At 73.0% G+C, this 23,024-nt stretch carries 24 protein-coding genes; 6 read left to right on the top strand and 18 right to left on the bottom strand.

Annotation, left to right across the window (positions count from 1 at the left end):
* On the bottom strand, positions 1–648 hold the full coding sequence (locus HF577_RS02215) for a TetR/AcrR family transcriptional regulator (protein ID WP_169393995.1): 648 nt from the start codon (positions 646–648) through the stop codon (positions 1–3).
* Positions 649–732: 84 nt separating this feature from the next.
* On the opposite strand from HF577_RS02215, the gene HF577_RS02210 reads away from it, so the two are divergent.
* Positions 733–2,241, top strand: coding sequence for an FAD-dependent monooxygenase (locus HF577_RS02210; protein ID WP_169393994.1), 1,509 nt, complete (start codon positions 733–735; stop codon positions 2,239–2,241).
* Here the strand turns inward: HF577_RS02210 and HF577_RS02205 are convergent.
* The 5 genes from HF577_RS02205 to purS form a co-directional block, all read right to left on the bottom strand.
* A complete protein-coding gene (locus tag HF577_RS02205) occupies positions 2,210–2,653 on the bottom strand; it encodes a response regulator (RefSeq protein ID WP_169393993.1) in 444 nt (147 codons plus the stop codon). The genes HF577_RS02210 and HF577_RS02205 overlap by 32 nt on opposite strands.
* Positions 2,650–4,260, bottom strand: a complete 1,611-nt coding sequence (locus HF577_RS02200) for a sensor histidine kinase (protein WP_169393992.1) — start codon at positions 4,258–4,260, stop codon at positions 2,650–2,652. The genes HF577_RS02205 and HF577_RS02200 overlap by 4 nt, the downstream gene beginning before the upstream one ends.
* Positions 4,257–5,495, bottom strand: a complete 1,239-nt coding sequence (locus tag HF577_RS02195) for a PP2C family protein-serine/threonine phosphatase (RefSeq protein ID WP_169393991.1) — start codon at positions 5,493–5,495, stop codon at positions 4,257–4,259. Before HF577_RS02195 ends, HF577_RS02200 begins: the two co-directional genes overlap by 4 nt.
* 96 nt (positions 5,496–5,591) lie before the next feature.
* Entirely contained in the window at positions 5,592–6,266 is a 675-nt protein-coding gene (purQ, locus tag HF577_RS02190; RefSeq protein ID WP_169393990.1) for a phosphoribosylformylglycinamidine synthase subunit PurQ, read from the bottom strand.
* Entirely contained in the window at positions 6,263–6,496 is a 234-nt protein-coding gene (gene purS / locus HF577_RS37860; RefSeq protein WP_169393989.1) for a phosphoribosylformylglycinamidine synthase subunit PurS, read from the bottom strand. Before purS ends, purQ begins: the two co-directional genes overlap by 4 nt.
* Positions 6,497–6,556: 60 nt before the next feature.
* Between purS and HF577_RS02180 the strand changes: the two genes are divergently transcribed.
* Together HF577_RS02180 and HF577_RS02175 are read left to right on the top strand one after the other, a co-directional pair.
* Complete coding sequence (locus HF577_RS02180; RefSeq protein ID WP_169393988.1) at positions 6,557–7,549, top strand: NAD-dependent epimerase/dehydratase family protein; 993 nt, start codon at positions 6,557–6,559, stop codon at positions 7,547–7,549.
* Positions 7,550–7,604: 55 nt separating this feature from the next.
* Entirely contained in the window at positions 7,605–8,231 is a 627-nt protein-coding gene (locus HF577_RS02175; protein ID WP_169393987.1) for an MBL fold metallo-hydrolase, read from the top strand.
* Positions 8,232–8,428: 197 nt separating this feature from the next.
* Here the strand turns inward: HF577_RS02175 and HF577_RS02170 are convergent, their stop codons facing one another.
* The 6 genes from HF577_RS02170 to HF577_RS02145 all read right to left on the bottom strand — a co-directional run bounded on the left by HF577_RS02170 (position 8,429) and on the right by HF577_RS02145 (position 13,459).
* Entirely contained in the window at positions 8,429–9,238 is an 810-nt protein-coding gene (locus HF577_RS02170; RefSeq protein ID WP_312858893.1) for a DUF2334 domain-containing protein, read from the bottom strand.
* A gap of 73 nt (positions 9,239–9,311) precedes the next feature.
* Positions 9,312–10,142: a phosphoribosylaminoimidazolesuccinocarboxamide synthase gene (locus tag HF577_RS02165; protein ID WP_169393986.1), complete on the bottom strand. Its 831-nt coding sequence runs from the start codon at positions 10,140–10,142 to the stop codon at positions 9,312–9,314.
* On the bottom strand, positions 10,139–11,557 hold the full coding sequence (gene purB / locus HF577_RS02160; protein WP_169393985.1) for an adenylosuccinate lyase: 1,419 nt from the start codon (positions 11,555–11,557) through the stop codon (positions 10,139–10,141). The genes HF577_RS02165 and purB overlap by 4 nt, the downstream gene beginning before the upstream one ends.
* A 25-nt stretch (positions 11,558–11,582) precedes the next feature.
* Entirely contained in the window at positions 11,583–12,155 is a 573-nt protein-coding gene (locus HF577_RS02155; RefSeq protein WP_169393984.1) for a TetR/AcrR family transcriptional regulator, read from the bottom strand.
* 47 nt (positions 12,156–12,202) lie between these two features.
* Positions 12,203–12,910, bottom strand: a complete 708-nt coding sequence (locus HF577_RS02150; protein WP_169393983.1) for a hypothetical protein — start codon at positions 12,908–12,910, stop codon at positions 12,203–12,205.
* 15 nt (positions 12,911–12,925) lie between these two features.
* Entirely contained in the window at positions 12,926–13,459 is a 534-nt protein-coding gene (locus HF577_RS02145) for a SigE family RNA polymerase sigma factor (protein ID WP_169394046.1), read from the bottom strand.
* 193 nt (positions 13,460–13,652) lie between these two features.
* On the opposite strand from HF577_RS02145, the gene HF577_RS02140 reads away from it, so the two are divergent.
* Entirely contained in the window at positions 13,653–14,768 is a 1,116-nt protein-coding gene (locus HF577_RS02140) for a threonine aldolase family protein (RefSeq protein ID WP_169393982.1), read from the top strand.
* Positions 14,769–14,775: 7 nt separating this feature from the next.
* Here the strand turns inward: HF577_RS02140 and HF577_RS02135 are convergent, their stop codons facing one another.
* From HF577_RS02135 to purD, 3 genes are all read right to left on the bottom strand, one after another.
* Positions 14,776–15,894: a pyridoxal phosphate-dependent aminotransferase gene (locus HF577_RS02135; protein ID WP_169394045.1), complete on the bottom strand. Its 1,119-nt coding sequence runs from the start codon at positions 15,892–15,894 to the stop codon at positions 14,776–14,778.
* Between the two features lie 130 nt (positions 15,895–16,024).
* On the bottom strand, positions 16,025–16,960 hold the full coding sequence (locus HF577_RS02130; protein ID WP_169393981.1) for a hypothetical protein: 936 nt from the start codon (positions 16,958–16,960) through the stop codon (positions 16,025–16,027).
* A gap of 222 nt (positions 16,961–17,182) precedes the next feature.
* Positions 17,183–18,478 carry a phosphoribosylamine--glycine ligase gene (purD, locus tag HF577_RS02125; RefSeq protein WP_169393980.1) on the bottom strand — a complete coding sequence of 432 codons (1,296 nt, stop codon included), beginning with the start codon at positions 18,476–18,478 and terminating at the stop codon, positions 17,183–17,185.
* A gap of 146 nt (positions 18,479–18,624) precedes the next feature.
* Between purD and HF577_RS02120 the strand changes: the two genes are divergently transcribed.
* Complete coding sequence (locus HF577_RS02120; RefSeq protein ID WP_169393979.1) at positions 18,625–19,728, top strand: glycerophosphodiester phosphodiesterase; 1,104 nt, start codon at positions 18,625–18,627, stop codon at positions 19,726–19,728.
* Between the two features lie 72 nt (positions 19,729–19,800).
* Here HF577_RS02120 and HF577_RS02115 read toward each other — a convergent pair whose 3' ends face one another.
* The 3 genes from HF577_RS02115 to arfB form a co-directional block, all read right to left on the bottom strand.
* Entirely contained in the window at positions 19,801–20,733 is a 933-nt protein-coding gene (locus HF577_RS02115; RefSeq protein WP_169393978.1) for an alpha/beta fold hydrolase, read from the bottom strand.
* Positions 20,734–20,738: 5 nt separating this feature from the next.
* Positions 20,739–21,257 carry a phage holin family protein gene (locus HF577_RS02110; protein WP_169393977.1) on the bottom strand — a complete coding sequence of 173 codons (519 nt, stop codon included), beginning with the start codon at positions 21,255–21,257 and terminating at the stop codon, positions 20,739–20,741.
* Positions 21,258–21,434: 177 nt separating this feature from the next.
* Entirely contained in the window at positions 21,435–21,863 is a 429-nt protein-coding gene (gene arfB, locus HF577_RS02105; protein WP_169393976.1) for an alternative ribosome rescue aminoacyl-tRNA hydrolase ArfB, read from the bottom strand.
* Positions 21,864–22,065: 202 nt separating this feature from the next.
* On the opposite strand from arfB, the gene HF577_RS02100 reads away from it, so the two are divergent.
* Positions 22,066–22,800, top strand: a complete 735-nt coding sequence (locus HF577_RS02100; protein ID WP_169393975.1) for a GntR family transcriptional regulator — start codon at positions 22,066–22,068, stop codon at positions 22,798–22,800.
* The last annotated feature ends 224 nt before the right edge of the window (positions 22,801–23,024 follow it).

Here is a 23,024-nt window from a genome sequence, read left to right as displayed (position 1 = left end):
TCAGCCGGGAGGTGACCCACGTCGCACCGGCGGCGTGCCTGCGAGCCCGCGGTGGACGAACTCCGTCAGCGTCTCGATCGCCTCCTCGTCGGAGATCTGCCGTCCCGTGCCGTCCCCGCCGGCCGCGAGCCAGGTGTAGGCGAACTGGTCGAGCAGGCTGCAGTACACCGACACCACGAGGTCGGGCTCCCCCGGCAGCGGTATCCCGGCGGCACGCACCGGGTCGAGGTGCCCGATCAGATGGGCCGCGTCCCGGGTGACCATCTCCTGCAGCCGGCGGCCGAACCCGGGGTCGGCCATGGCGGCCTGCCGCAGCGCGACCATCTCGGGGACGTGCTCGCGGTAGAAGCCCCAGTACTGCTCGACGTGCCAGCGCACGGCGTCCCGGTCACCGAAGTCGGAGCGGTGGGTGGGGTCCTCCGCGGCGCGGTCGCCCTCGGCGAACATGTCGGTGAGCAGGGCTGTGAGCAGCTGGTCCTTGCTGGTGAAGTGGTTGTAGAACGAGCCGGCGGCGCGCCCGGCTGCCGCCGTGATGTCCGTGATCTTCGTGTTGACGTAGCCGCGTTCGGCGAAGACGCGCTTGGCCGCCGCCTTCAGCGCCGCCTCGGTCTCCGCCGCCTTCGCCGCGCGGCTCGTGGGAGCCCCCATGCCCGACCTCCTTGACAGCGGACGCTAGCAGCGTCGACCATGAATCGACATTCACTGAACTTTGATTCAGTAAAAGGGGAACTCATGGCTCACCAGGTCCTCATCACCGGTGCCGGCCCCACCGGTCTCACCCTGGGCATCGAGCTCGCCCGCCGCGGCGTCGAGGTGCGCGTCGTCGAACGCGGCGAGCGGCCCGCTGCCGGTTCGCGCGGTGACGGACTGCAGCCCCGGACCCTCGAGGTCTTCGACGACCTCGGTGTGCTCGACGCAGTGCGCGCCGCGGGGGCTCCTCCGGCACCGCTGCGCGTCCACGTCGGAGGGCAGTTCGTCGGTGAGCGCCGCATGAGCGAATGGCGGGAACCCACGCCCGACGTGCCGCTGCCCAACCCGTGGATGCTCGGTCAGGACCGCACCGAGTCGATCCTGCGCACCCGGCTCGCCGAGCTGGGCGTCCCGGTCGAGCTCGGCACCGAACTGGTGGCGTTCGAGCAGGACGACACCGGGGTGAGCGTCACCCTCCGGCGAGACGGCCGGTCCGAGCGCGTGCGGGCGGCGTACCTGGTGGGGGCCGACGGGGGCCGCAGCACCGTGCGCAGGGCGCTCGGCATCCCGTTCGACGGCACCACCGACGAGTCGATGCGGATGCTGCTCGGCGACATGCGGATCGAGGGCCTCGACCACCGGTACGGATACTGGTTCGGCGCCGCGGACGACCCTCGCACCGGCGTCGCGCTGAGCCCGCTGCCCGGCGGAGACCTGTTCCAGACCGTCTGCCCGGCCGGCACCGACACCGAGCCGTCGCCTGCCACGGTGCAGGCGGCGTTCGACCGGTTCGGGGTCCCGCCCGGCTTCCGGCTGCGGGAGCTGGCCTGGGTCACGGTCTGGCGGCCGAACTCCCGGCTCGCGAAGCGCTACCGCGCCGGCCGCGTGTTCCTCGCGGGCGACGCCGCCCACGCCCACCCGCCGACGGGCGGACAGGGGCTCAACACCGGCGTCCAGGACGCCTACAACCTGGGCTGGAAGCTCGCCGAGGCGCTCGGCCCCGATACCGACGCCGAGCGGGCGGGCGACCTGCTGGACAGCTACGAGGCCGAGCGGCTCCCCGTGGCCGCGCGGGTACTCGGGATCAGCAACGAACTGTTGCGCAAGTACACCGACGGCGCATCCGACGCCTTCACCCGCGGCGCGGAAACCCACCAGCTCGACATCACCTACCGCGACAGCCCGCTGGTCCACGACGGACGCGCTGAGCCCGGAGCGCTGCGGGCGGGCGACCGCGCGCCCGACGCCCCGGTCGTCGACGCGGACGGGCGAGCGGTGCGGCTGTTCGACCTGTTCCGCGGCCCGCACGCCACGGTGCTGGCGTTCGGCGGCAGCGACGCGGAGGAAACGCAGGAGATCAGGGCGCACGCCGTGCTCCGCGCCGGGGAACGTGCCACCGGCACGGCGGTGGTGGACGCCCAGGGGCACGCGTTCGGCGCGTACGACGTGGTGGACGGCACCACGGTCCTCGTTCGCCCCGACGGCTACATCGGGTCGATCACGCACACGCGAGGGCGGGTCAGCCTCCCGACGGGAGCTTCACCACGCTGACGAAGAAGTGGTCGATCTGCTTGATGGCCTCGATGAAGCCCTCGAAGTCGACCGGCTTGGTGACGTAGGCGTTGGCGTGCAACTGGTAGCTGCGCAGCACGTCCTCCTCCGCCTGCGAGGTGGTGAGGACGATCACCGGGATGTGGCGCAGGTCCGGATCGGCCTTGACCTCCTCGAGCACCTCACGGCCGTCGCGCCGGGGGAGGTTGAGGTCGAGCAGGATCAGGTCCGGGCGCGGCGCGTCGGGGTAGGGCTCCTCGCGGCGCAGGTAGGAGAGCGCGGCCGCACCGTCCGTCACCACGTCGAGCCGGTTGTGCAGGTACTCGTCGAACGCCTCGCGGGTCATCAGCACGTCGCCCGGGTCGTCCTCGACCAGCAGCACGTTGATGATCCGGGGCTGGAGCTCTGTCACGCGTCGGTCTCCTCGGAAGCAAGGGGTTCAGGGGCGGCCGTGTCGGCCGGGACGGGCAGGCTGAAACGCACGGTCGTACCGGGCCCGGGGGTCTCGACGAGACCGATCCGGCCGCCGTGAAACTCGACGATCTTCTTCGCGAGTGCCAGGCCGATGCCGGTTCCGGGGTAGACGTCGCGGCCGTGCAGCCGCTGGAAGATCACGAACACCTTGTCGGAGTACTCGGACTCGATGCCGATGCCGTTGTCGCTCACCGTGATCTCGAAGAAGTCGTCCTCCCGCCGGCACTCCACCCGGACCACCGGCGGCACGCCCTCCCGGTGGAACTTCAGCCCGTTGCCCAGGAGGTTCACCAGCAGCGCCTGCAACAGGGCGCGGTCGCCCGCCACCACCGGCAGCTCACCGAGGACGATCTCGCCGTCCGCCTCCTCGCGTGCCGGCTCGATCTGAGCCGCGGCGGCCGCGGCCGTCACGCTGAGATCGACAGCGGTGAAGTTCTCGGTCGTCCGCCCGACGCGGGAGAACGACAGGAGGTCGTTGATCAGCCGTTGCATGCGCGAGGCGCCGTCCACGGCGAACGCGATGTACTGGTCGGCACGCTCGTCGAGCTGACCGCCGTACCGGCGCTGCAGCAGCTGGCAGAAGCTCGACACCTTGCGCAACGGCTCCTGCAGGTCGTGACTCGCCACGTACGCGAACTGCTCGAGGTCGCGGTTGGAGCGCTCCAGTTCGCGGGTCTGGTCGTCGAGGCGCCGGTTCACCTCCTTGGCCTCGTCGAGGTCGCGGAGGATGTGCTGGCGCATCGCCTCGACGTCAGCGCCCAGCCCGATGATCTCGCGCGGACCACCTGCATCCACGGGTTTCGTGACGTCCCCGGACGCGACCTGGCGCACCTGCACCGCGAGCTCCGAGACCGGACGCAGGATTCCCCGCCGCATCCCGACGGCTGCCGCCACCAGGAACGACGCCAGCAGCAGGGCGATCGCGACACCCACGACGAGGAGGAACCGCGACGCCGACTCGATCCCGGTCCTGGCTGCCTCCCGCTTTCCCTGCAGGTCGGTGACCAGTGTCCGCAGCGCAGCTCGGACCTCGTCGAACTGTGCCCGTCCCTGCTCCGGGTCGACTCCGGTGGTGGCCCCGGCGAGCACGGGGCCCGCGTACTGGGTGCGCCAGTTCTGCGCCGCCCGCTCCACGGCGTCGAGGTTCGCGTCGAGGCCGGGGAGGCGGCCGGCGGCGGCGAGCCCACGCAGCTCGGACACCATCTCCGCCTCGCTCGACTGGCCGTCCTCATAGGGGCCCAGGAACTCCGCACGGCGGCCCAGGTCGTAGCCGCGCACGCCGGTCTCCTGGTTCAGCAGCGCGTTCGACAGCTGCTGCGCAGCAACCAGCGCCGGACCGGCCGAGTCGATCAGGGCGACCCTCGCGTCGGAGAGCCGCCACAGCGCGACGCCGCCGAGTACCACGACGACCAGCGCGAAGAGCGCCGCCAGCGAGGCACCGAGGGTGAAGATCCGCGCCAGCGGCCAGTGCCGTCCGCCCGCCTGCGAGGACTCGCGACGCACGACCTCGCGCTGCGCGGGCGGCTTCACGTCGAGCACTGTCATGTCACCGCCCCGCCGGCGGGGACCGCACTGGCCTGGGGGGCGTCCTGCGGCCCGGTGTCCGACGACAGCAGCAGTATCGCGACGTCGTCGGAGAGCGGTCCCCCGTTGAGCTCCTGCACGCGCTCGACGAGCTTCGCCGGCAGGTGCTCCAGGTCGGTGGCGCGCTCCTGTTCCAGTATCTCGAGCAGCCCCTCCTCCCACAGCGGCTCTCCGGAGACGGGGCCCCGGCCCTCGATGAGGCCGTCGGTGTGCAGCAGCAATGCCCATTCGGCGCCGAGATCGAAGCTCGCGGGCTCCCACGCCGCGTCGACGTCCAGGCCCAGGGGAAGGCCCACCGGCGGCACGGCAGGCCGTGGCGCCGGGATCAACGAGACCGGCGGTGGGTGCCCCGCCAGACGCACGAGCATCTCGGTCGTCAACCTTCCGTCGGCAGGGTCCACCTCGGACCGGAACGCGACGGTGCAGACCGTCGTGAACAGCGACCGGTCGTGCCGCTCGCTCACCAGCAGCTGCTGGAGCTTCGGCAGCACCTGTGGCTCGTCCACGCCGGCCAGCACGAGGGCCCGCCACGCGACCCGCAGCAGCGCACCGAGCGCCGCCTCGTCCGGGCCGTGCCCGCAGACGTCTCCCACGATCGCGTGCACCGTGCCTGTCGGTCCGAGTACGGCGTCGAAGAAGTCCCCGCCGATCAAGGAACGGGTGCGGCCCGCCCGGTAGAACGACCGCGCCCGCACGGGGCTGCCTGCCAGCAGCGGTGACGGCAGGAGCCCGCGCTCGAGGCGGGCCGACTCCGCCGCCGCGAGCTGTTCCTCCCGCAGCCGCAGCAGGCTCGCCTCGGCCCGGCGCCGCTCCACGGCGTAGCGCACGGCCCGGATCAGTACCTGCCCGTCGACCTTGCCCTTGACCAGGTAGTCCTGCGCTCCCGCCGCGACCGCCGCATTCCCGAGGTGCTCGTCGTCCAGGCCGGTGAGGACGCAGACGGCCGGGGCACCCTCGGTACGCAGGATCGTGCGCAGCCCGTCGAGACCGTCGGAACCGGGCAGGTTGAGATCGAGCAACACGCAGTCGCACCGCCCGAGCAGCCCGCGCTCGACCACCTCGGCCACCGACTCCGCCACTGTCACCCCGAGCTCGGGGTCGACCTCGGCGAGCAGCTCGCGCACGAGGAACACGTCCCCAGGGTCGTCCTCGACCAGCAACACGTGCCGGGGCGCAGCCGGAACGGTTCGGATCATGCCGAGCGCTCCTTCTCGCAGGCCTCAGTGGCACAGTGCACTGGCGGGATCCGGAAGCCTAGATCCCGGAACCCTCGGTACGTGACACGGGTCCTGTCACACAGGAGACGCCGCACCCTGCAGCACCGAGGTGAACAGCGCCAGCCCGTCCTGCGATGGACCGGTCAGCGCGTCGATCGCGTGCTCGGGGTGCGGCATCAGGCCGACGACACGCCCGTCGGCCGAGCTGATCCCGGCGATCGCCGACATCGCGCCGTTCGGGTTCACTCCTGCGTACCGGAACACGACGCGGCCGTCGCCCTCCAGCTGGTCGATCGTGGCGGCGTCGGCGACGAACCGACCCTCGCCGGACTTCAGCGGAACAAGGATCTCCTCGCCCGCGGTGAGGTCGCCCGTCCACGCCGTGGCGCTGGACTCGACCCGCAGCCGCTGGTCGCGGCACACGAAGTGCAGCCCCACGTTGCGCGTGAGCGCCCCGGGCAGCAGCCCCGCCTCGCACAGGATCTGGAACCCGTTGCAGATGCCGAGCACGGGCGTGCCACGGCCGGCGGCGGCCACGACCTCGGTCATGATCGGGGCGATACTGGCGATGGCGCCTGCCCGCAGGTAGTCGCCGTAGGAGAAGCCGCCCGGCACGATCACCGCGTCGACGCCCTGCAGGTCGTGGTCGGCGTGCCACAACGCCACAGGCTGGGCGCCCGCGTAGCGCACCGCCCGGGCCGCGTCGACGTCGTCGAGCGTGCCCGGGAAGGTGATGACGCCGATCCTCATGCCCTGGTCACCACCCAGTCCTCGATCACCGGGTTGGCGAGCAGGCTGCCCGCCACCCGGTGCAGGGTCTCGTCGTCGACCGAGTCGTCCACCTCGAGCTCGAAGTGCTTGCCCTGCCGCACATCCCCGACCCCGGCAACGCCGAGCCGGACGAGCGCACCCGCGACGGCCTGGCCCTGCGGATCGAGGATCTCGGGCTTCGGCATCACGTCCACCACGACCTTTGCCACCTCATCAGCGTACGGCGAACACGATTGCCACCCCGCGCCACCGTCCGTGAGGCTCCTCCCATGGGTCGATGGCTGGTGCTCGGCGGTACGCGTTTCCTCTCCAGGGCGGTGGCGACCGCGGCCGTGACCAGGGGACACGAGGTGGTGTGCGTAGCCCGTGGCCATTCCGGTGCCGTGCCGGCGGGCGCGAAGCTCCTCGCCGTGGACCGCGACGCCCCCGGCGCGCTCGACCCACTGCGCGGCGAGGTGTTCGACGCGGTCGTGGACGTCGCCAGGATGTCGCTGCCGTGGGTGCGCTGCGCGCTCGACGTCCTGGGCCCGACCGCGCCGCACTGGACCTTCGTCTCGACGATCAGCGTGTACGCCGACAGCGTCACCCACGGTTCGGGTGTCGACGCCGGGCTGGTCACCCCGCGCACCGACGAGACCCCCACCGAGGACGGCGAGGCGTACGGCCCGATCAAGGTGGCGTCCGAGAACGCCGTGCGCGACGCGGCAGGCGACCGCGCGTTGATCGCCAGGGCGGGCCTCATCTGCGGCCCGGACGACGGCACGGACCGGTTCGGCTACTGGCCGAACCGGCTCGCGCGGGGCGGCCGGGCGATCGTGCCGGGCGATCTCGCACAGCCCGCCCAGATCATCGACGTCCGCGACCTCGCCGACTGGATCGTGCGGTCCGGGGAGGAACACCTGGTCGGGACCTTCGACGCCAGCGGCCCCCGCTCCACCCTCGGCGCGGTGCTCGACGAGAACGCCGACGCCGTCGGGGCCGCGGACCTGGAACGCGTGCCCGTCACACCGGACGCGCTGACGGCGGCCGGGGTGCAGCCGTGGTCCGGTCCCCGGTCGCTGCCGCTGTGGCTGACCCCGGCCGAGGCGGGCATGCTGGCGCGCGACACCGCACCCGCCGCGGCGGCGGGCCTGCGCTGCCGCCCGGTGGCCGACACCGCACGCGCGGCGCTCGAGCACGAACACGTCCTCGGCCCCGACCGCCCCCGCAAGGCCGGGCTCACCCCCGCCGAGGAGTCGGAGGTCCTCACCTCGCTCCTCTGACCAGCGAGGAGTCGTCACCGCGCCCCCGGCGCCTTCCGGTGGAACACTCGTCGAGGTGCAGATCACCCACTTCGGCCACTCGTGTCTCCTGCTCGACACCGGCGCAGCTCGGTTGCTGATCGACCCCGGGTCGTTCTCGGCCGGCTTCGAGGGGGTGGCGGGACTCGACGCCGTGCTCGTCACGCACCAGCACTTCGACCACCTCGACACCGACCGGCTGGGCGCCCTGCTGACCGCCAACCCCGATGCCCGCCTGATCGTCGACGTCGGGACGTCGCGGCAGCTCGCCGACGTCGAGCACGAGGTGGTGGCGCCGGGAACCTCGTTCGAGGTCGGGGGGTCGCGGATCGACGTGCTCGGCGGCCGGCATGCGGTGATCCACGCCGACATCCCCGTGGTCGCGAACAACGCCTACCTGGTCGACGGCACCCACCTGCATCCCGGCGACTCGTTCACCCCGCCGGACAGGGCGGTCGAGGTGCTCTTCCTGCCGACCGGGGCGCCCTGGCTCAAGCTCTCCGAAGCCGTGGACTACCTGCGGGCGGTCGCACCGCGCACGGCGGTGCCGATCCACGAGGCCGTGCTCGCCCGGCCCGCGATGCACTACGGGATGTTCGAGCAGCTCGCCCCGGAGCAGACCACCGTCCGCGTCCTCGACCGCGAGAAGCCCACCACGCTCTGACCCCACCCACGCGCTCCCGGGCGACTCGCACACCGAAACCGGGCGACTCGCGGGCACGTAACGGGCGACTCGCGCGCGCGAAACGGGCGACTCGCGGGGGCCCCGCGAGTCGCCCCGAAACTGCCCGCGAGTCGCCCGAAAACCGTCCGCGAGTCGCCCCGGAATCGTGCGCGAGTCGCCTCTGGGGTGCGCGCGGGTCAGGCGGCTCGGGCCGGCGACGTGAGGCGGTAGGTCGCGGGGACGGCGCCGAGGCGGAGCGCGGCGTCCACCGCCGCCAGGACGGCGGCCCGCCGCGCCGGCCGCTTCAGGTCCTTGGCCCGGATGTTGATCCGCACCAGCCCGCCGCGTCGCACGGTGCGGGCGACCTCGGCCTCCAGCACCCGGCAGCGCCACGCCTCGGCGGCCTTCCGGTCATCGGCCAGCGGGTGGCGCTCGCCCGAGACGCGGAAGCCGAGCACCCTGGCCCGCACCACCGTGTCGTCGGCCCGACCGTGCAGGAGGCGCACGCCGTTCTCGTCGGCCAGCACGCCGAAACCCTGGTCGTGCAAAGCCTCGACGGTGCCCGGCGACGCGAGCCAGCGGGGCGGGACGAACATGTCGGTGCGCAGGCCCAGCGCCGTCAGAGCGCGGCGGGCAGCGGTGAGCCGCAGACCGGCCTCATGACGGGGCAGTGCGGCGAACTCCGCACGGCGGCCCACCCGCGCGAGCGCCGAGGACTGCCAGGCGCCGATCGGATCCGAGTTGTGGTCGTAGCCGTGCAGCACGATGGCGTCACCCGCCGCGCGCCGCTCGTGCATCCAGCTCACGAGCGGCGACTTCAGCTGCAGCGCCCCGGACGCCGAGCGGGGCCGGAAAAGCTGCGACAGCGGCACGCCGCGCGCGTCGAGCTCAGCGGCGAACTCGACGCCTCGGGCGAGTGACTCGGTGGCGTCGTGCGTCAGCCCGGACAGCGAGACGACCAGGTGGGACGGCACGACCGGACGGGGTTCGGGCAGCTGTGTGGCCACGAGCCCATCAACGCATGCCCGCGTGAACGGCGGTTGGCCGTGCTGTGATAGCTGGATGGTGCTCCGGCGCCCATCACCAGTCCTCGCCGGTGATGCGCTCGTACACCTCCACGTAGCGAGCGCGCGTGGCGGCCACGACCTCGGTGGGCACCTCGGGTCCGGGTGGGGTCCGGTCCCACCGCAGAGAGGCCGACCACTCCCGCACGTACTGCTTGTCGAAGGAGTACTGCGCGCGCCCCGGCTCCCACGAGTCGGCCGGCCAGAACCGGGACGAGTCGGGGGTGAGCACCTCGTCGGCGAGCACGATCTCCCCCGCCGGGTCGAGCCCGAACTCGAGCTTGGTGTCGGCGACGAGGATCCCGTTGCCTGCCGCGATCTCGGCGCCGCGCGTGTACACCGCGAGCGTCAGGTCACGCAGCCGCGCCGCCGTCTCCGCTCCGACCGCGGCCACCACCTCGTCGAACGTCATGAACTCGTCGTGCTCACCGACGGGCGCCTTGGTGGTGGGCGTGAAGATCGGCTCGGGCAGCTTCGAGCCTTCGACGAGGCCGGGCGGCAGCGCCACCCCGGAGACCGTGCCGTGCTTCTCGTACTCCGCGAGCCCCAGTCCGGCGAGGTAGCCGCGGGCGATGCACTCCACGGGCAGCATCGAGAGCCTGCGGCAGCGGATCGCCCGGCCGACGAACTCCGGTGGCACGTCCGAGGCCGAGATGACGTGGTTGGGCGCGATGTCGGCGAGCCGGTCGAACCACCAGAGCGAGAGCTGGGTGAGCAGCGCACCCTTGTCCGGCACCGGGGTCGGAAGCACCACGTCGTAGATCGACAGCCGATCCGACGCCACGAGCACGATGTCGTCGCCGTCGGCGTAGATGTCCCGGACCTTGCCGCTGTGCAGCAGCTTCACAGGATCGCTCCCGGCGTGTAGGCGGCCGCATCGGGGTGGTCGTCGACGATCTCCCCCACCCGCGCGACGACCGACCCGACCTGGGCCGCGGCGGCTCCGGTGAACCGCAGCGGGTCGGCGAGCAGCCCGTCGAGGGTGCCGGACGGCAGCCCGAGCCGCTCATCGGCGGCCAGCCGGGCGACGAGGTCGTTCTCGGCCTGGCCCTTCTCCCGCATGGCGAGCGCCACGCCCACGGCGTGCTGCTTGATCACCTCGTGGGCGCTCTCCCGCCCGACACCGGCGCGGACGGCCGCCATCAGCACTGCCGTGGTCGCGAGGAAGGGCAGGTAGCGGTCCAGCTCGCGGGCGATGACGGCCGGGTAGGCCCCGAACTCGTCGAGCACCGTGAGCGTGGTCTCGAACAGGCCGTCGAGGGCGAAGAACGCGTCCGGCAGGGCGACGCGGCGGACGACGGAGTCGGAGACGTCCCCCTCGTTCCACTGCGCGCCTGCCAGCTCGGCGGCCATCCCGGCGTAACCCCGCAGGAGCACCATCATCCCGTTGATCCGCTCGGCGGAGCGGCTGTTCATCTTGTGCGGCATCGCGGACGACCCGACCTGGCCGGGCTGGAAGCCCTCGGTGGCGAGCTCCGCGCCCGCCATCAGCCGGATCGTGGTGGCCAGCGACGAGGGAGCGGCGGCGAGCTGGACCAGTGCGCTGAGCACGTCGAAGTCCAGCGAGCGCGGGTAGACCTGGCCCACGCTGGTGAGCACCCCGGAGAACCCGAGGTGCGCCGCGACACGGTCCTCCAGCGACGCGAGCTTGGCCTCGTCACCGCCGAGCAGGTCGAGCATGTCCTGCGCCGTGCCCATCGGGCCCTTGATGCCGCGCAGCGGGTAGCGCGCACGCAGGTCCTCCAGCCGCGCGTACGCCACGAGCAGCTCGTCGGCGGCGGAGGCGAACCGCTTGCCGAGCGTGGTGGCCTGCGCCGCCACGTTGTGGCTGCGTCCCGCCATCACCAGCTCGGCGTGCTCGGCAGCCCGCCGGGCGAGCCGGGACAGCACGGCCACGGTGCGGTCGCGCACGTGTTCGAGCGAGAGCCGGATCTGCAGCTGCTCGACGTTCTCGGTGAGATCGCGGCTGGTCAGCCCCTTGTGCACGTGCTCGTGGCCGGCGAGGGCGTCGAACTCCTCGATCCGGGCCTTCACGTCGTGCCGCGTGACGCGCTCGCGGGCCGCGATCGACTCCAGGTCCACCTGCTCGACCACGCGCTCGTAGTCGGCGATCGCGGAGTCGGGAACGTCGACGCCCAGGTCGCGCTGCGCGGTGAGCACGGCGATCCAGAGCCGCCGTTCCAGCACGATCTTGTGTTCGGGCGACCACAGCCGCACGAGCTCCGGGCTCGCGTATCGAGCGGCCAGCACGTTGGGGATCACGTGCGGAAACGATAGGCGCTCCGCCCTACAGCGCGCGGATCAGTACCTCGCGGCCGGCCGCCCGCGGGTCGGGGTCGGCCTCGATCAACGCGCTGATGACCGCCCCGTCGACGAGCGAGACGAGATCGCGCAGCGCGACGGCGTCGAGCGGATGCCCGCACCGGACGAGGATCTCGGCGAGCAACGCGTCCAGCTCCCCGCGCAGCTCCCGCATCAACGGCGCCAGGTACGGCCGCCTGCCCGCGCCCACCAGCCGCTCGTACCGCAGGAGCACGGCGTCGAGGCCACCGTCGCGCGACTCGGGGCCCAGCAGCTGGTCCAGCACCAGCTCGACGAGCGCGGGCGTGTCGACCTCCCCTTCGGCGAGCGCGTCGAGCTGCTCCCGGCCCTCGGCGAGCTCGTCGCGGCTGGTCCGTTCGGCGGCCGCGGTGACGAGGTCGTCGAGGGAGGCGAAGTAGTAGGTGGTGGAGGCCAGCGGCAGCCCGGCGCGATCAGCCACCGCCCGGTGCCGCACGGCGTCGAAGCCACCGGAACGCAGCAGCGCGGCGGCCGCCGTCACCAGCTCCTGCCGCCGCCGTTCGCCCTTGGCGGTACCCACGGGTGCAGTCTCCCGCGACGCGGGCGGCGGTCCACCGTCGGCCGACCTCAGAGGCGGGGGGCGAGGAAGCCCGCCACGGACGTCAGCCTGTCCTCGAACGGTGCCGGGGCGCCCACCTCGGCCGGGCGCGAGCTCACGATCACCGTGCCGCCGGAGGCCGTCGGCGCGCTGACGGCCCCCGGGACGAGGGCCACGATCGTGCCCGGGGGGAGGTACTGCACGGCCAGCAGTCCGGTGGCGCCACCGTCATCGATCTCGACGTTGACGCCCCGCTCCCCTGCTGGGCGGCACTCCATCGTGGTGGCCGCCTCGGAGGCGTCACGGACGGCGGGCAGCACCTCCTCGACGAGCGTCCGGAGGGCCGGGTCCTGCCGGTCGGCGCACTCGGTGGTGCCCGGACCGAGTGGACGGCCCACCGGGCCCAGCGGTGGCGCCGCACCCTCGGCGCGGGCGTCAGCACCGGGCGCGGCGTCCTGCCGCGCCCCGGGCGCAGCGGCGGGGGCGGGCGCGAGCATCGGCGCGGCCACCGTGGTGTCGTCGCCCCGCAGGGAACCGGGCAGCGTGACCGCGGCACCGACGCCGGCCACCGCGAGCAGCACGACCGCGCTCCCCGCCACGGCCACCCGCCTGCGGACGGTGGCGCGCCGGGAGGCGCTCACCACCGAGTCGTGGTCGAAGCGCGGCGCGGGGGCGCCGGGGTCGGAGGCGGCGGCGCGGAACAGGGCGCCCAGCTCCTCGTCGTCGTTGTCGCTCATCCCGTCACCTCTCCCCTATCCCGATCCCGTGGTTCGCAGGTCGTCGAGCGAGTCCCCCAGCACCGTGCGCAGTGCCGCGAGGCCGTGCGCCGTCTGGCTCTTGACGGTGCCCTCCGTGCAGCCGAGCGCCGCTGCCGTGGCGGCGACGTCGAGGCCGTCGAGGAACCGCAGCACGAGGACGGCGCGCTGGCGCGGCGGCACCGCCCGCAGGCCGTCCACCAGCACGTGCCGGGTGGCGACGGTGTCGGCGCGTGCGGGAACGCCCGTGTCGGCGGGCTCGGCGGTGGCGCGTTCCCGCCGCCAGGGCCGCCGCGACTCGTCCACGACGGCGCGCACGAGGGTCCGTCGCATCCAGGCGTCGAGCGCGCCGCGGTCCCGGATCCGGCGCCAGTGCCGGTGCAGTGCCACGAACGCCGCCTGTGCGTGGTCGTCGGCGTGGTGCCAGTCGCCGCACAGCAGGTACGCGGTACGGCGCACCGCGTCGCGGCGGGCGCGGAAGTACTCCTCGAACGTCTCTGCGACGAACTTCTGCTCGCCGGCGTCGTCCACCCGGGGGTTCCCCTCCTTCCGCACCGCGTCCTGCTCCGTCGCCGCCCGCACGCGTCGCTCTCGGGGACGGGACGCAAGGATCGGGGGTACACGTTGTACGCGAGTCGCCCATTCACTCGAACGGACGCACTGCCGTGACCTGTTCGTGACCCAGTCGCGACCGGCCCGTCGCCTGCTGGTTGAATCGGAAGCCGTGCGATCTCCATCGCGAGCCCGGCGGTCTGCGAAACCCGACGACCGCCCGATCGACCTCCGCTCGGACACCGTCACCCAGCCCACGAAGCAGATGCGGGCCGCGATGGCGGCCGCCGAGGTGGGGGACGACGTCCTCGACCGCGACCCCACGATGCGCGAGCTCGAGGTGCGGGTGGCGGGCCTGGTCGGCGCGGCCGACGCACTCTGGACCCCCAGCGGCTCCATGGGCAACCTCATCGCACTGATGCACCACCTCCAGCGCGGCGACGCGTTCCTCGCCCCGGCGGGAGCGCACGTCCTCGACGCCGAGCTCGGCACCGCCGCGTGGCTCGCCGGTGGGATGCCGCGTCCGATGGAGCACGACGCCGGGCCCGGCAAGGTCTCGCCCGCCGCCGTGCGCCGCGCCGCCGGGTCCACCGGGCCCTACTACACGCTGCGAACCAGCCTGCTGTGCCTCGAGAACACGCACAACGCGGCGGGAGGCACGGTCACCGCCCCCGAGGAGCACGCCGAGGTCGTCGCGGCGGCACGGGGCGCGAAGCTGCGCGTCCACCTCGACGGTGCCCGGCTCTGGCACGCCGCGGTGGCACTGGGCGTCCCGCCGGGGGCACTGACCGTCGGCGCCGACACCGTGCAGGTATGCCTGAGCAAGGGCCTCGGCGCACCGGTCGGGTCGGTGGTGGCCGGGTCGGCCGAGTTCGTCGAGGAGGCCAGGCGGCTGCGCAAGATGCTCGGCGGCGGCGTCCGCCAGGGCGGGGTGCTCGCCGCCGCGGGGCTGGTGGCGCTCGACCGGGTGGACCGCCTGTCCGAGGACCACGAGCGCGCCAGGAACCTCGCCTCCGGGCTGCGTGAGCGCGGGTGGCTGGTCGGGGTGCCGCAGACCAACATCGTGCTGGTGGCGGTGGCCGACCTGAACGGCACGATCCGCCGCTTCGAGGAGGCCGGCGTCCGGGCGTCGACGATGGCGGGTCAGGTCCGGCTGATGACGCACGCCGACCTGACCGACGCCGACATCACCACGGCACTGGAGCGGATCGGGCCGGTCGAAGCGTCGCGGCCACCGGGCACCCCCTCCCGTACCGGTCGCGCGCCGGTCCACCCGGGCGGGAAGTAACCGCCGATCAGCTCGGGTGGAGCCAGCCCTCGAGCCGCTTCAGCGCTTCCGCCACGTCCTCCGTGGCGCCTGCGCAGGACAGCCGGATCCAGCGCCCTCCGTCGACCGGGTCGAAGTCGATGCCCGGGGCGACCGCGACGCCGGTGGCGGCGAGCAGCTGGTAGGTCAGGTCCATCGAGTCCGCGGTCAGGTGCGACACGTCCGCATAGACGTAGAACGCGCCGTCGGCCGGGGCCAGTCGCGTGATGCCCAGCCGCGGCAGGCCGTCGAGCAGGAGGCCCCGGTTCACCGCGTACCGGGCGACATGCGCGTCGGCCTCGACGTAGCTCGTGGGATCGAAGGCGCCCAGCGCAGCACGTTGGGCCAGTGCCGGCGGGCAGATGGTCAGGTTGCCTGCCAGGCAGTCGGCGGGCCGCAGCAGGCGGGGCGGCAGGAGCAGCCATCCCAGCCGCCAGCCGGTCATGGAGAAGTACTTCGAGAACGAGTTGACGACGATCGCCTCGCGCGAGGTACCCCACGCCGACGAGGTCGGCGGCCCGCCTGCGTAGGAGATGCCGTGGTAGATCTCGTCGCTCACCAGCTGGATGCCGGTGCTCTCGCAGTAGGATGCCAGCGCGGCGAGCTCGGCCGGATCCAGCACGGCCCCGGTCGGGTTGGCCGGACTGGCGACCACGAGCCCGCGGACGGGCTCGTCCAACGCCTCCAGCATGGCGACGGTCGGCTGGTAGTGGGTCTCCGGCCCGCACGGCAGCTCGACGACCTCGCAGCCGAGCGCCGTGAGGATGTTGCGGTAGCAGGGGTAGCCGGGCCGGGCCAGTGCCACCCGGTCGCCCGCGTCGAACGCCGAGAGGAACGCGAGCAGGAAGCCCCCTGACGAGCCGGTGGTGACCACCACCTGCTCCGCCGGGACGTCGAGGCCGTAGCGGCGGGCGTAGTGGCCCGCGATCGCCGAACGCAGCTCCGGGATGCCGAGCGTGACCGTGTAGCCGAGCACGTCGTCGGACAGCGCGGCCACGGCGGCCGCCCGCACGGCGGGGGGAGCCGGTGTGGACGGCTGGCCGGCCGAGAGGTTCACCAGGTCGCCGTGCGTGCGCTGACGCTCGGCGGCGGCCGACCACACGTCCATGACGTGGAACGGCGGGATCGCCGCACGGGCCGCGATCGGGATCCCGGATGTCGCAGGAGGGGTCACGGTCCCGAGCCTAAGCGGGCGACGGCCGCCCTCCCGGAGGAGGACGGCCGCCGCGGTCGCTTACTCAGATCAGGCCGGAGACCAGGTCCGTCGCAGAGAAGACGTCCGTGCCGCCGGGGACGGCGTCGGTGACGGCGCTCGTGTCCGGCAGGTCGGGGAGGTCGACCTGGAGGGCGGCACTCAGGGTGTCGGTGGCGTCGTCGGCCGCGTCGTCCGCGTCCTCGTCCGCCGTCGCCTCGTCGTCGTCGTTCGACGTGCTGAGGATGGGCAGCGCAGGCAGCGCCGGCAGCTCGCCGACGACGGGGAGCTCCGGCAGCTCGGGGAGCTCGGGCAGGTCGACGGCGACCGGGAGCTCCGGCAGCTCGGGCAGGGCGGCGGTCACGTCGGTCACGGTGTCGGTCACGACGTCGGTGCTCGGCAGCGCGGCCACCACGTCGTCGGTCGGGAGCGCCGGGAGCTCCACGCTCGGCAGCGACGGCAGGTCGGACACGACCGGCAGCGACGGGAGCGCGTCGGTGCTCGGCAGCGACGGCAGGGCGTCCGTGCCCGGGAGCGTGGGCAGCTCCGGGAGCGCGGGCAGGGCGTCGGTGCTCGGCAGCGCGTACGACACCGGCTGGTTCAGCTCGAGGACGCTGAGGTCCGGGGCGCCGGCGGACGGCAGCTCGGAGAGACCTGCACCGCCACCGCCGAGGTTGAGCAGGCCGAGGTCGATCCCCTGGAGGTCCAGCCCGTCGGTGGGCAGCCCGTCGGTGGGGAGGGCGCTCAGCTCCGCCGCGGTGAGGCCGGGCAGGGTGGAGGCGTCGAAGGCCTCGAAGGCGGCGTCCGTGCCTGCGACCTCGTCGTCGCTGACCGGGTCGACCAGGTGGGCCTCGGCGGCGCCGGCCGGTCCGGCGATGGCGAGCATGGCCATCGGCGCGCCCAGCACACCGAGTGCGGCCCGGCCGGCGATACGCGACACACGGCTCTGAGCGGCGTGACGCGGACGTGCGTTCTTCGTCATGCGAGTCCTCGGTTCTCGGGGGAGCGAACAGATGACCCGGAGCAGACCCACGATCTCGGCCATCACGGGGAGCGACGACGATGTGGATCAGTTGCGGGCAGCGGAACCATCTAACGCCACCCGTTCGGACGCAACCTGGGGAAACTGATGACCGACTGCCAGTTTCCCTGCCCGTTCGGCCGACAAGCACGCTTTTTGGGTGAATCCGGCCGGTGAGGGTAGCTAGTGGATATCACCCGATCGAGTGACAACCTCGGGGCGACGAGGGATCGTCACCTCGCCGCGGGCGGCCCGCAGGGCGATGTCGGTGCGGTGGTGGGAGCCCGCGAGGTGCACGTTCTCCAGCCGACGGTAGGCATCGTCGCGGGCCAGCACAAGATCCGCTCCCGTGCCGACCACCGACAGCACGCGGCCCCCCGTGGACACCACGGCTCCGTCGTCCCGCCTGCGGGTGCCGCCGTGCAGCACCCCGTCGGCGTCCGCTCCGCTGATCACGTCACCGAGCCGGGGCAGGCCCGGATAGCCCTCCGCGGCCACCACCACCGTGACGGCGGCACCCTCGGACCACTGCAGCGGAGGCTGCGCCGCCAGCTCACCGGTCGCCGTGGCGTGCAACAGGCGCGCGAGCGGGGTGCGCAGCAGCGCCAGCACGACCTGCGTCTCGGGATCGCCGAAGCGGCAGTTGAACTCGATCACCGCCGGCCCCGCCGACGTCAGCGCCAGGCCCGCGTAGAGCAGACCGGTGAACGGAGTGCCGCGGCGCACCATCTCCGCCGCGACCGGTGCGACGATGCTCGCCACGAGCTCGTCGGCCAACGAGGGCGATGCCCACGGCAGCGGCGTGTAGGCGCCCATCCCGCCGGTGTTCGGGCCCGTGTCGTCGTCACCGACGCGTTTGAAGTCCTGTGCCGGCAGCAGCGGCACCACCGTCTCCCCGTCGACGAGACAGAACAGCGAGACCTCGGGGCCGTCCAGGAACGCCTCCAGCAGCACCGGATGCCCGGTGTCGAGCAGCGTGCTGGCGTGCGCGCGGGCCGTGTCGAAGTCCGGGCTCACCACGACGCCCTTGCCCGCCGCCAGCCCGTCGTCCTTCACGACGTACGGCGGGGCGAACCGGGACAACGCGGCGTCGAGGTGCGCAGGGTTGTCGACGATCTCGGACGCGGCGGTGGACACGCCTGCCGCCTCCATCACGTCCTTCGCGAAGCTCTTGGAGCCCTCGATACGGGAAGCGGCGGCGCTCGGGCCGAAGCACGCGATGCCCGCGGCACGGACGGCGTCGGCGACCCCGGCGACGAGCGGCATCTCGGGACCGACGACGACCAGGTCGGCCTTCCAGTCGACGGCCAGCGCCGCGGCTGCGGCCGGATCCAGCACGTCGAGCCCGCGCTGCTCGGCCACAGCGGCCGTGCCCGCGTTGCCCGGGGCGCAGGCCAGCGCCGTCACTCCCGGGTCCTGCGCCATGGCAAGGACAATGGCGTGCTCACGAGCACCGGACCCCACGACCAGAACACGCACGACGTGGGATCGTATCGGTCCCACCGGCGGCCTTCCCGCAGATCCCGGCCCCGCACGCCGGTCACGTTCGCAGTTCATCAGCTCGACCCACGCAAGCCACCTCCTGGTGACTGTTGCCTACCCCAGATGGGGCACAGTTTCCGTACATGGCGTCGCCCATCCGCGGCATTACTGCGGTCGCTCCCCTCAATGTGGTCTCCGCCACTCCCCCCGCCGGGGGTACCGCCCCCACCCTCGGGCGCGAGTCGTCGACACGAACCGTGGTCGTCATCGGGCACCGTGGCGCATCGGGCTACCGCCCCGAGCACACCCTCGCCTCCTACGAGCTCGCCGCCAGGATGGGCGCTGACTTCATCGAGCCCGACCTCGTGAGCACCTCCGACGGGGTGCTGGTCGCCCGGCACGAGTCGCAGATCAGCCGCACCACGGATGTCGCCGACCATCCGGAGTTCGCCGACCGCCGGGCCACCAAGACCATCGACGGTGTGGAGCACACCGGGTGGTTCACCGAGGACTTCACCCTCGCCGAGCTCAAGACCCTGCGGGCGAAGGAGCGGATCCCGGGTGTCCGCCAGGAGAACACGATCTACGACGGGTGGTTCGAGATCCCGACGTTCGACGAGATCCTGGCGCTGCGGGAGCGTCTTTCCGCGGAGCTCGGCCGGGTGATCGGCATCTACCCGGAGACCAAGCACCCCAGCTACTTCGCCTCGATCGGGTGCCCGCTGGAGCAGCCGCTCGTCGCCGCGCTGGACCGGGCCGGTCTCAACCGGCGAGGAGCGCCGGTGTTCGTGCAGTCCTTCGAGACCACGAACCTGCGGCAGCTCAGTGGCGAGCTGAACGTGCCGCTGGTGCAGCTGCTGGACACCGAGGGCGCACCGGCCGACCTCGCGGCGGTGGGCGACCCCCGCACGTACGCCGACCTCGTGACACCCGCCGGCCTGGAGCACATCGCGTCGTATGCCGACGGCATCGGGCCCGACAAGGACATGGTGGTCGCCCGCAACGCCGACGGCACCCTCGGCGACCCCACCCCGCTCGTCGCCACCGCGCACGCCGTGGACCTGCTGGTGCACCCGTACACGTTCCGCAACGAGAACGAGTTCCTGCCGGCGAACCTGCGCAGCGCCGGGTTCCCCGCCGACTACGGCAACGTGTTCGCCGAGTACGCGGTGTTCTTCGCCGCGGGCATCGACGGACTCTTCGCGGACAACCCGGACACCGCCGTGACGGCCCGCGCCGCCCTGTAACCCCCGAACCCACCCCGCGAGACGCCCGCTTTCCGTGGGCGAGTCGCCCGATCCCCGCGCCCGGGCCGGGGCTCAGGTGACCAGGAAACCGGCGAGCAGGGCGTTCGTCTCCCCCGGCCGTTCCTCGTGCGGGAAGTGGCCGGTGGCGGGAAGCACGTGCAGCCGGTGGTCGGCACCGATCCACCGCTGCGACGCCGCGGCGGTGCGGACGAGCATGCACGGGTCCTGCGCACCGTGGATCTGCAGCACCGGAACGGCGGTGGACCGCGCTACGGCGGCGGCGAAGCGCCTGCCCTCGGCGCGGAACTGCGACCGCAGGGCCCAGCGGTAGTACTCCATGGCGGAGTGCACGACCCCGGGCACCTGGATCGCGTGCCGGTAGCACGCCGCCGCCTCGGCGAAGTCGGGCGACGCCACCCACTCCGCCCCGGCCCGGGCGCGCAGGATGCGGGCCACGTGGGCGCCGTCCTCGGCCCGCAGGGAGCGTTCGGGCAGGCGCGGCAGCTGGAAGCCCAGCGCGTAGGCGGCGGTGGCCCGGCCCTGGCCGCGGGGGTCGCGCACCACCGCTGCGCGCACCGCCAGCGGGTGGGGAGCGCCCACCACGGCCAGCGAGCGCACGAGCCGCGGGTGCAGCGCGGCGACCGTCCAGGCGATGAGCCCGCCCCAGTCGTGCCCGACGAGGTGCGCGCGGGACTCGCCGAGCGCCCGGACCAGGCCGGCGATGTCACCGGCCAGTGTCCACAGGTCGTACCCGCGCGGGGGCTTGTCGGAGTCGCCGTAGCCGCGAAGGTCGACGGCGACCGCACGGAAGCCGAGCTCGGCGAGGTGGCCGAGCTGGTGGCGCCACGACCACCAGAACTCGGGGAAGCCGTGCAGCAGTACGACCAGCGGGCCGCCGCCGTCGCACTCGGCGACGTGCAGGCGGATGCCGTTGGCCGAGACGGCACGGTGCGTCCAGGGACCGGACAGCCGGACCGACGACGGGTCCGGCCCCGCCCTGCGCACTCCGGTCAGCGCGCGGGCGACGCGGGCCGGCCGTTCAGCTCGTGCGCCGCGCCGTCCGGTTCGCCCCGGCCGCGGTGGGACAGGACCTGCGCCGACTCCTTCAGGCTGGAGATCGTGCGCTCCGGCTTGCGGATGCGGCGGACCCGCAGGTAGCCCAGCAGCCCGAAGAGCCCGGCGACGATGAGCATGATCCCGAAGACGATGCCGAACGCGGCGGCCCGGTTGAGCCACAGCGCGAGCAGCTCGCCGAGCGCGAAGAAGGCGAAGAACAGGCTGAAGAGCAGGACCGTCAGCGCGACGATGAAGAAGACACTGCCCTGCAGGCCCTTCTTCACCTCGGACGTCACCTCGGCGCGGGCCAGCTCCACCTCGGCCCGCACGAGGGTGGAGACCTGGGCCGTGGCCTCACGGACGAGAGCACCGATCGACTGCTCTCCCGCCGGCTTGACGGGCTCCCGCGATAGCGGGATCGAGGGCAGCACGGGCGGAACCTCCGCGCCACTTGAGCTGGTCGGGCTGGCCACCGCGGTCCTCCTGCACGTGCTGCTCGGCTTGTCGGTGATCGGTTGGCCATCCTTCCACGGTCACGAGGCCGGTGCCCGCTCAGGAGCGCGGCGCGCCGCGCCCTTCACCGGTCGGGTAAGGCGTGTTCCCGGCCTCGCCGGCGTCCCGCCCACCGATGGAGGTCCCCGCGGGCGCCGTCACTCGTCGGGACGGCCGCGCAGGCGCTTGACCGCGCCGCGCCGGGTCTTGGCGTCCAGCCGCCGCCGCTTGGCCCCGGCCGTCGGCCGGGTGGGCCTGCGCCGGGGCGGGTCGGGCGCCGTGGCCGAGCGCAGGATCTCCGCCAGGCGCTCCCGCGCGGTCTCCCGGTTGCGCAGCTGGCTGCGCTGTTCGGATGACACCACCGTCAGGACCCCGTCGACGAGCCGGCCCGCGAGCCTGTCGAGTGCCCGCTCCCGCAGCGACTCGGGGATCGAGGGCGACCCGGCCACGTCGAACGACAGCTCCACCCGCGAGTCGGTGGTGTTCACACCCTGTCCACCAGGGCCGGAAGCACGGGAGAACCGCCAGTGCAGCTCCCGTTCGGGCAGTACCAGCCGTCCCCGCACCGGCAGATCACCATCGGCCACACGGCCAGCATGCCGCAGTGCGCGGGGTCCCGAGGACCCTCACACGGACAGAACGGACAGACCGGGCGGAAGGCGTGAGGAGGTTCACCGCCCGGTACTGCGACAAAGTGCCACGGCACTTTGTATGCTGTGGGCAGTCGACCAGACAGGAGTGTCCCCGGAAGGGAGCTGGATCGACCCGCCGCCCCACCTGGAGTCCACGATGTCATTGTCCGAGACGCAACACGAGGCCGCCGGCGCACGCCGTATCGCCCGGCCGGTCCCGCTCCGCGAGAGCGTATACAACGCGATCCTGGACATGATCGTCAGCCGGAACCTCCAGCCAGGTCAGCACCTGGTGGAGAGCGAGCTAGCGGTGATGCTCGGCGTCTCCCGCCAGCCGGTCCGGGAGGCTCTGCAGTGGCTGAAGAACGACGGATGGGTGGACCTGCGCCCGGGGCTGGGTGCGTACGTCCACACCCCCACCGTCGAGGAGGCCGACCAGCTGCTGGCCGTGCGCAGGCTCCTGGAGACGGAGTCGGCACGCCTGGCCGCCCAGCACGTCACGGAGGAGGGCATCACCCACCTGCGCGACCTCTGCCGTCAGGGCTTCGCGGCGCTGGAGGCCGAGGACGTCGCCACGATGGTCGCCCTCAACGCCGAGCTGCACGCCACGGTCATGCGGCTCTCCCGCAACGACGTGCTGGTCGAGCTCGCCAGCCAGGTCGACCGGCGGGTGCGCTGGTACTACACCCCCGTGGCCCGGCACCGCGGCGCGCAGAGCTGGAGCGAGCACTCGGCGCTGATCGACGCGATCGCGGCGGGCAACGCCGACCGCGCCGCCGAGGTGATGCACGCGCACACCGAGCACACGCGCGTGTCGTACCTCGAGCAGCAGGACAAGTCCGGCGCTGACGCCGGCACACCCGCGCGGCCGGTCACGGCCCGCCAGCCCTAGCCCGACCCGCACCACACCCTCTCCCGTCGACGCCGACGGGCTCCCCGGTCGACGACGACTGCCTTCACGTCGACGTCGACGTCCCGTGTCACTTCTCGCACGCCGCACCGTTGCCGCACGCGCTGCCGAGCGACCCCGGGAACACCCCCTGAACGCGCAGCGCCGCGCGCTGCTGCTTCCACCACGCCTACAGACGGCGCAGCCGTGCGCCGGCATGCATACCG

Origin of the sequence: Pseudonocardia xinjiangensis (assembly GCF_012911925.1) — a bacterium.
GTDB classification, from domain to species: Bacteria; Actinomycetota; Actinomycetes; order Mycobacteriales; family Pseudonocardiaceae; genus Pseudonocardia; species Pseudonocardia xinjiangensis.
This window is presented reverse-complemented; position numbering and strand designations above follow the sequence as displayed.

What these genes read in the sequence shown, in the direction of transcription:
- HF577_RS02215 (WP_169393995.1), bottom strand. Translation starts at nt 648, where the DNA reads ATGGGGGCTCCCACGAGCCGCGCGGCGAAGGCGGCGGAGACCGAGGCG.
- HF577_RS02210 (WP_169393994.1), top strand. Translation starts at nt 733, where the DNA reads ATGGCTCACCAGGTCCTCATCACCGGTGCCGGCCCCACCGGTCTCACC.
- HF577_RS02200 (WP_169393992.1), bottom strand. Translation starts at nt 4,260, where the DNA reads ATGACAGTGCTCGACGTGAAGCCGCCCGCGCAGCGCGAGGTCGTGCGT.
- HF577_RS02195 (WP_169393991.1), bottom strand. Translation starts at nt 5,495, where the DNA reads ATGATCCGAACCGTTCCGGCTGCGCCCCGGCACGTGTTGCTGGTCGAG.
- purQ (WP_169393990.1), bottom strand. Translation starts at nt 6,266, where the DNA reads ATGAGGATCGGCGTCATCACCTTCCCGGGCACGCTCGACGACGTCGAC.
- HF577_RS02180 (WP_169393988.1), top strand. Translation starts at nt 6,557, where the DNA reads ATGGGTCGATGGCTGGTGCTCGGCGGTACGCGTTTCCTCTCCAGGGCG.
- HF577_RS02150 (WP_169393983.1), bottom strand. Translation starts at nt 12,910, where the DNA reads ATGAGCGACAACGACGACGAGGAGCTGGGCGCCCTGTTCCGCGCCGCC.
- HF577_RS02135 (WP_169394045.1), bottom strand. Translation starts at nt 15,894, where the DNA reads ATGGACGTGTGGTCGGCCGCCGCCGAGCGTCAGCGCACGCACGGCGAC.
- HF577_RS02130 (WP_169393981.1), bottom strand. Translation starts at nt 16,960, where the DNA reads ATGACGAAGAACGCACGTCCGCGTCACGCCGCTCAGAGCCGTGTGTCG.
- HF577_RS02120 (WP_169393979.1), top strand. Translation starts at nt 18,625, where the DNA reads ATGGCGTCGCCCATCCGCGGCATTACTGCGGTCGCTCCCCTCAATGTG.
- HF577_RS02100 (WP_169393975.1), top strand. Translation starts at nt 22,066, where the DNA reads ATGTCATTGTCCGAGACGCAACACGAGGCCGCCGGCGCACGCCGTATC.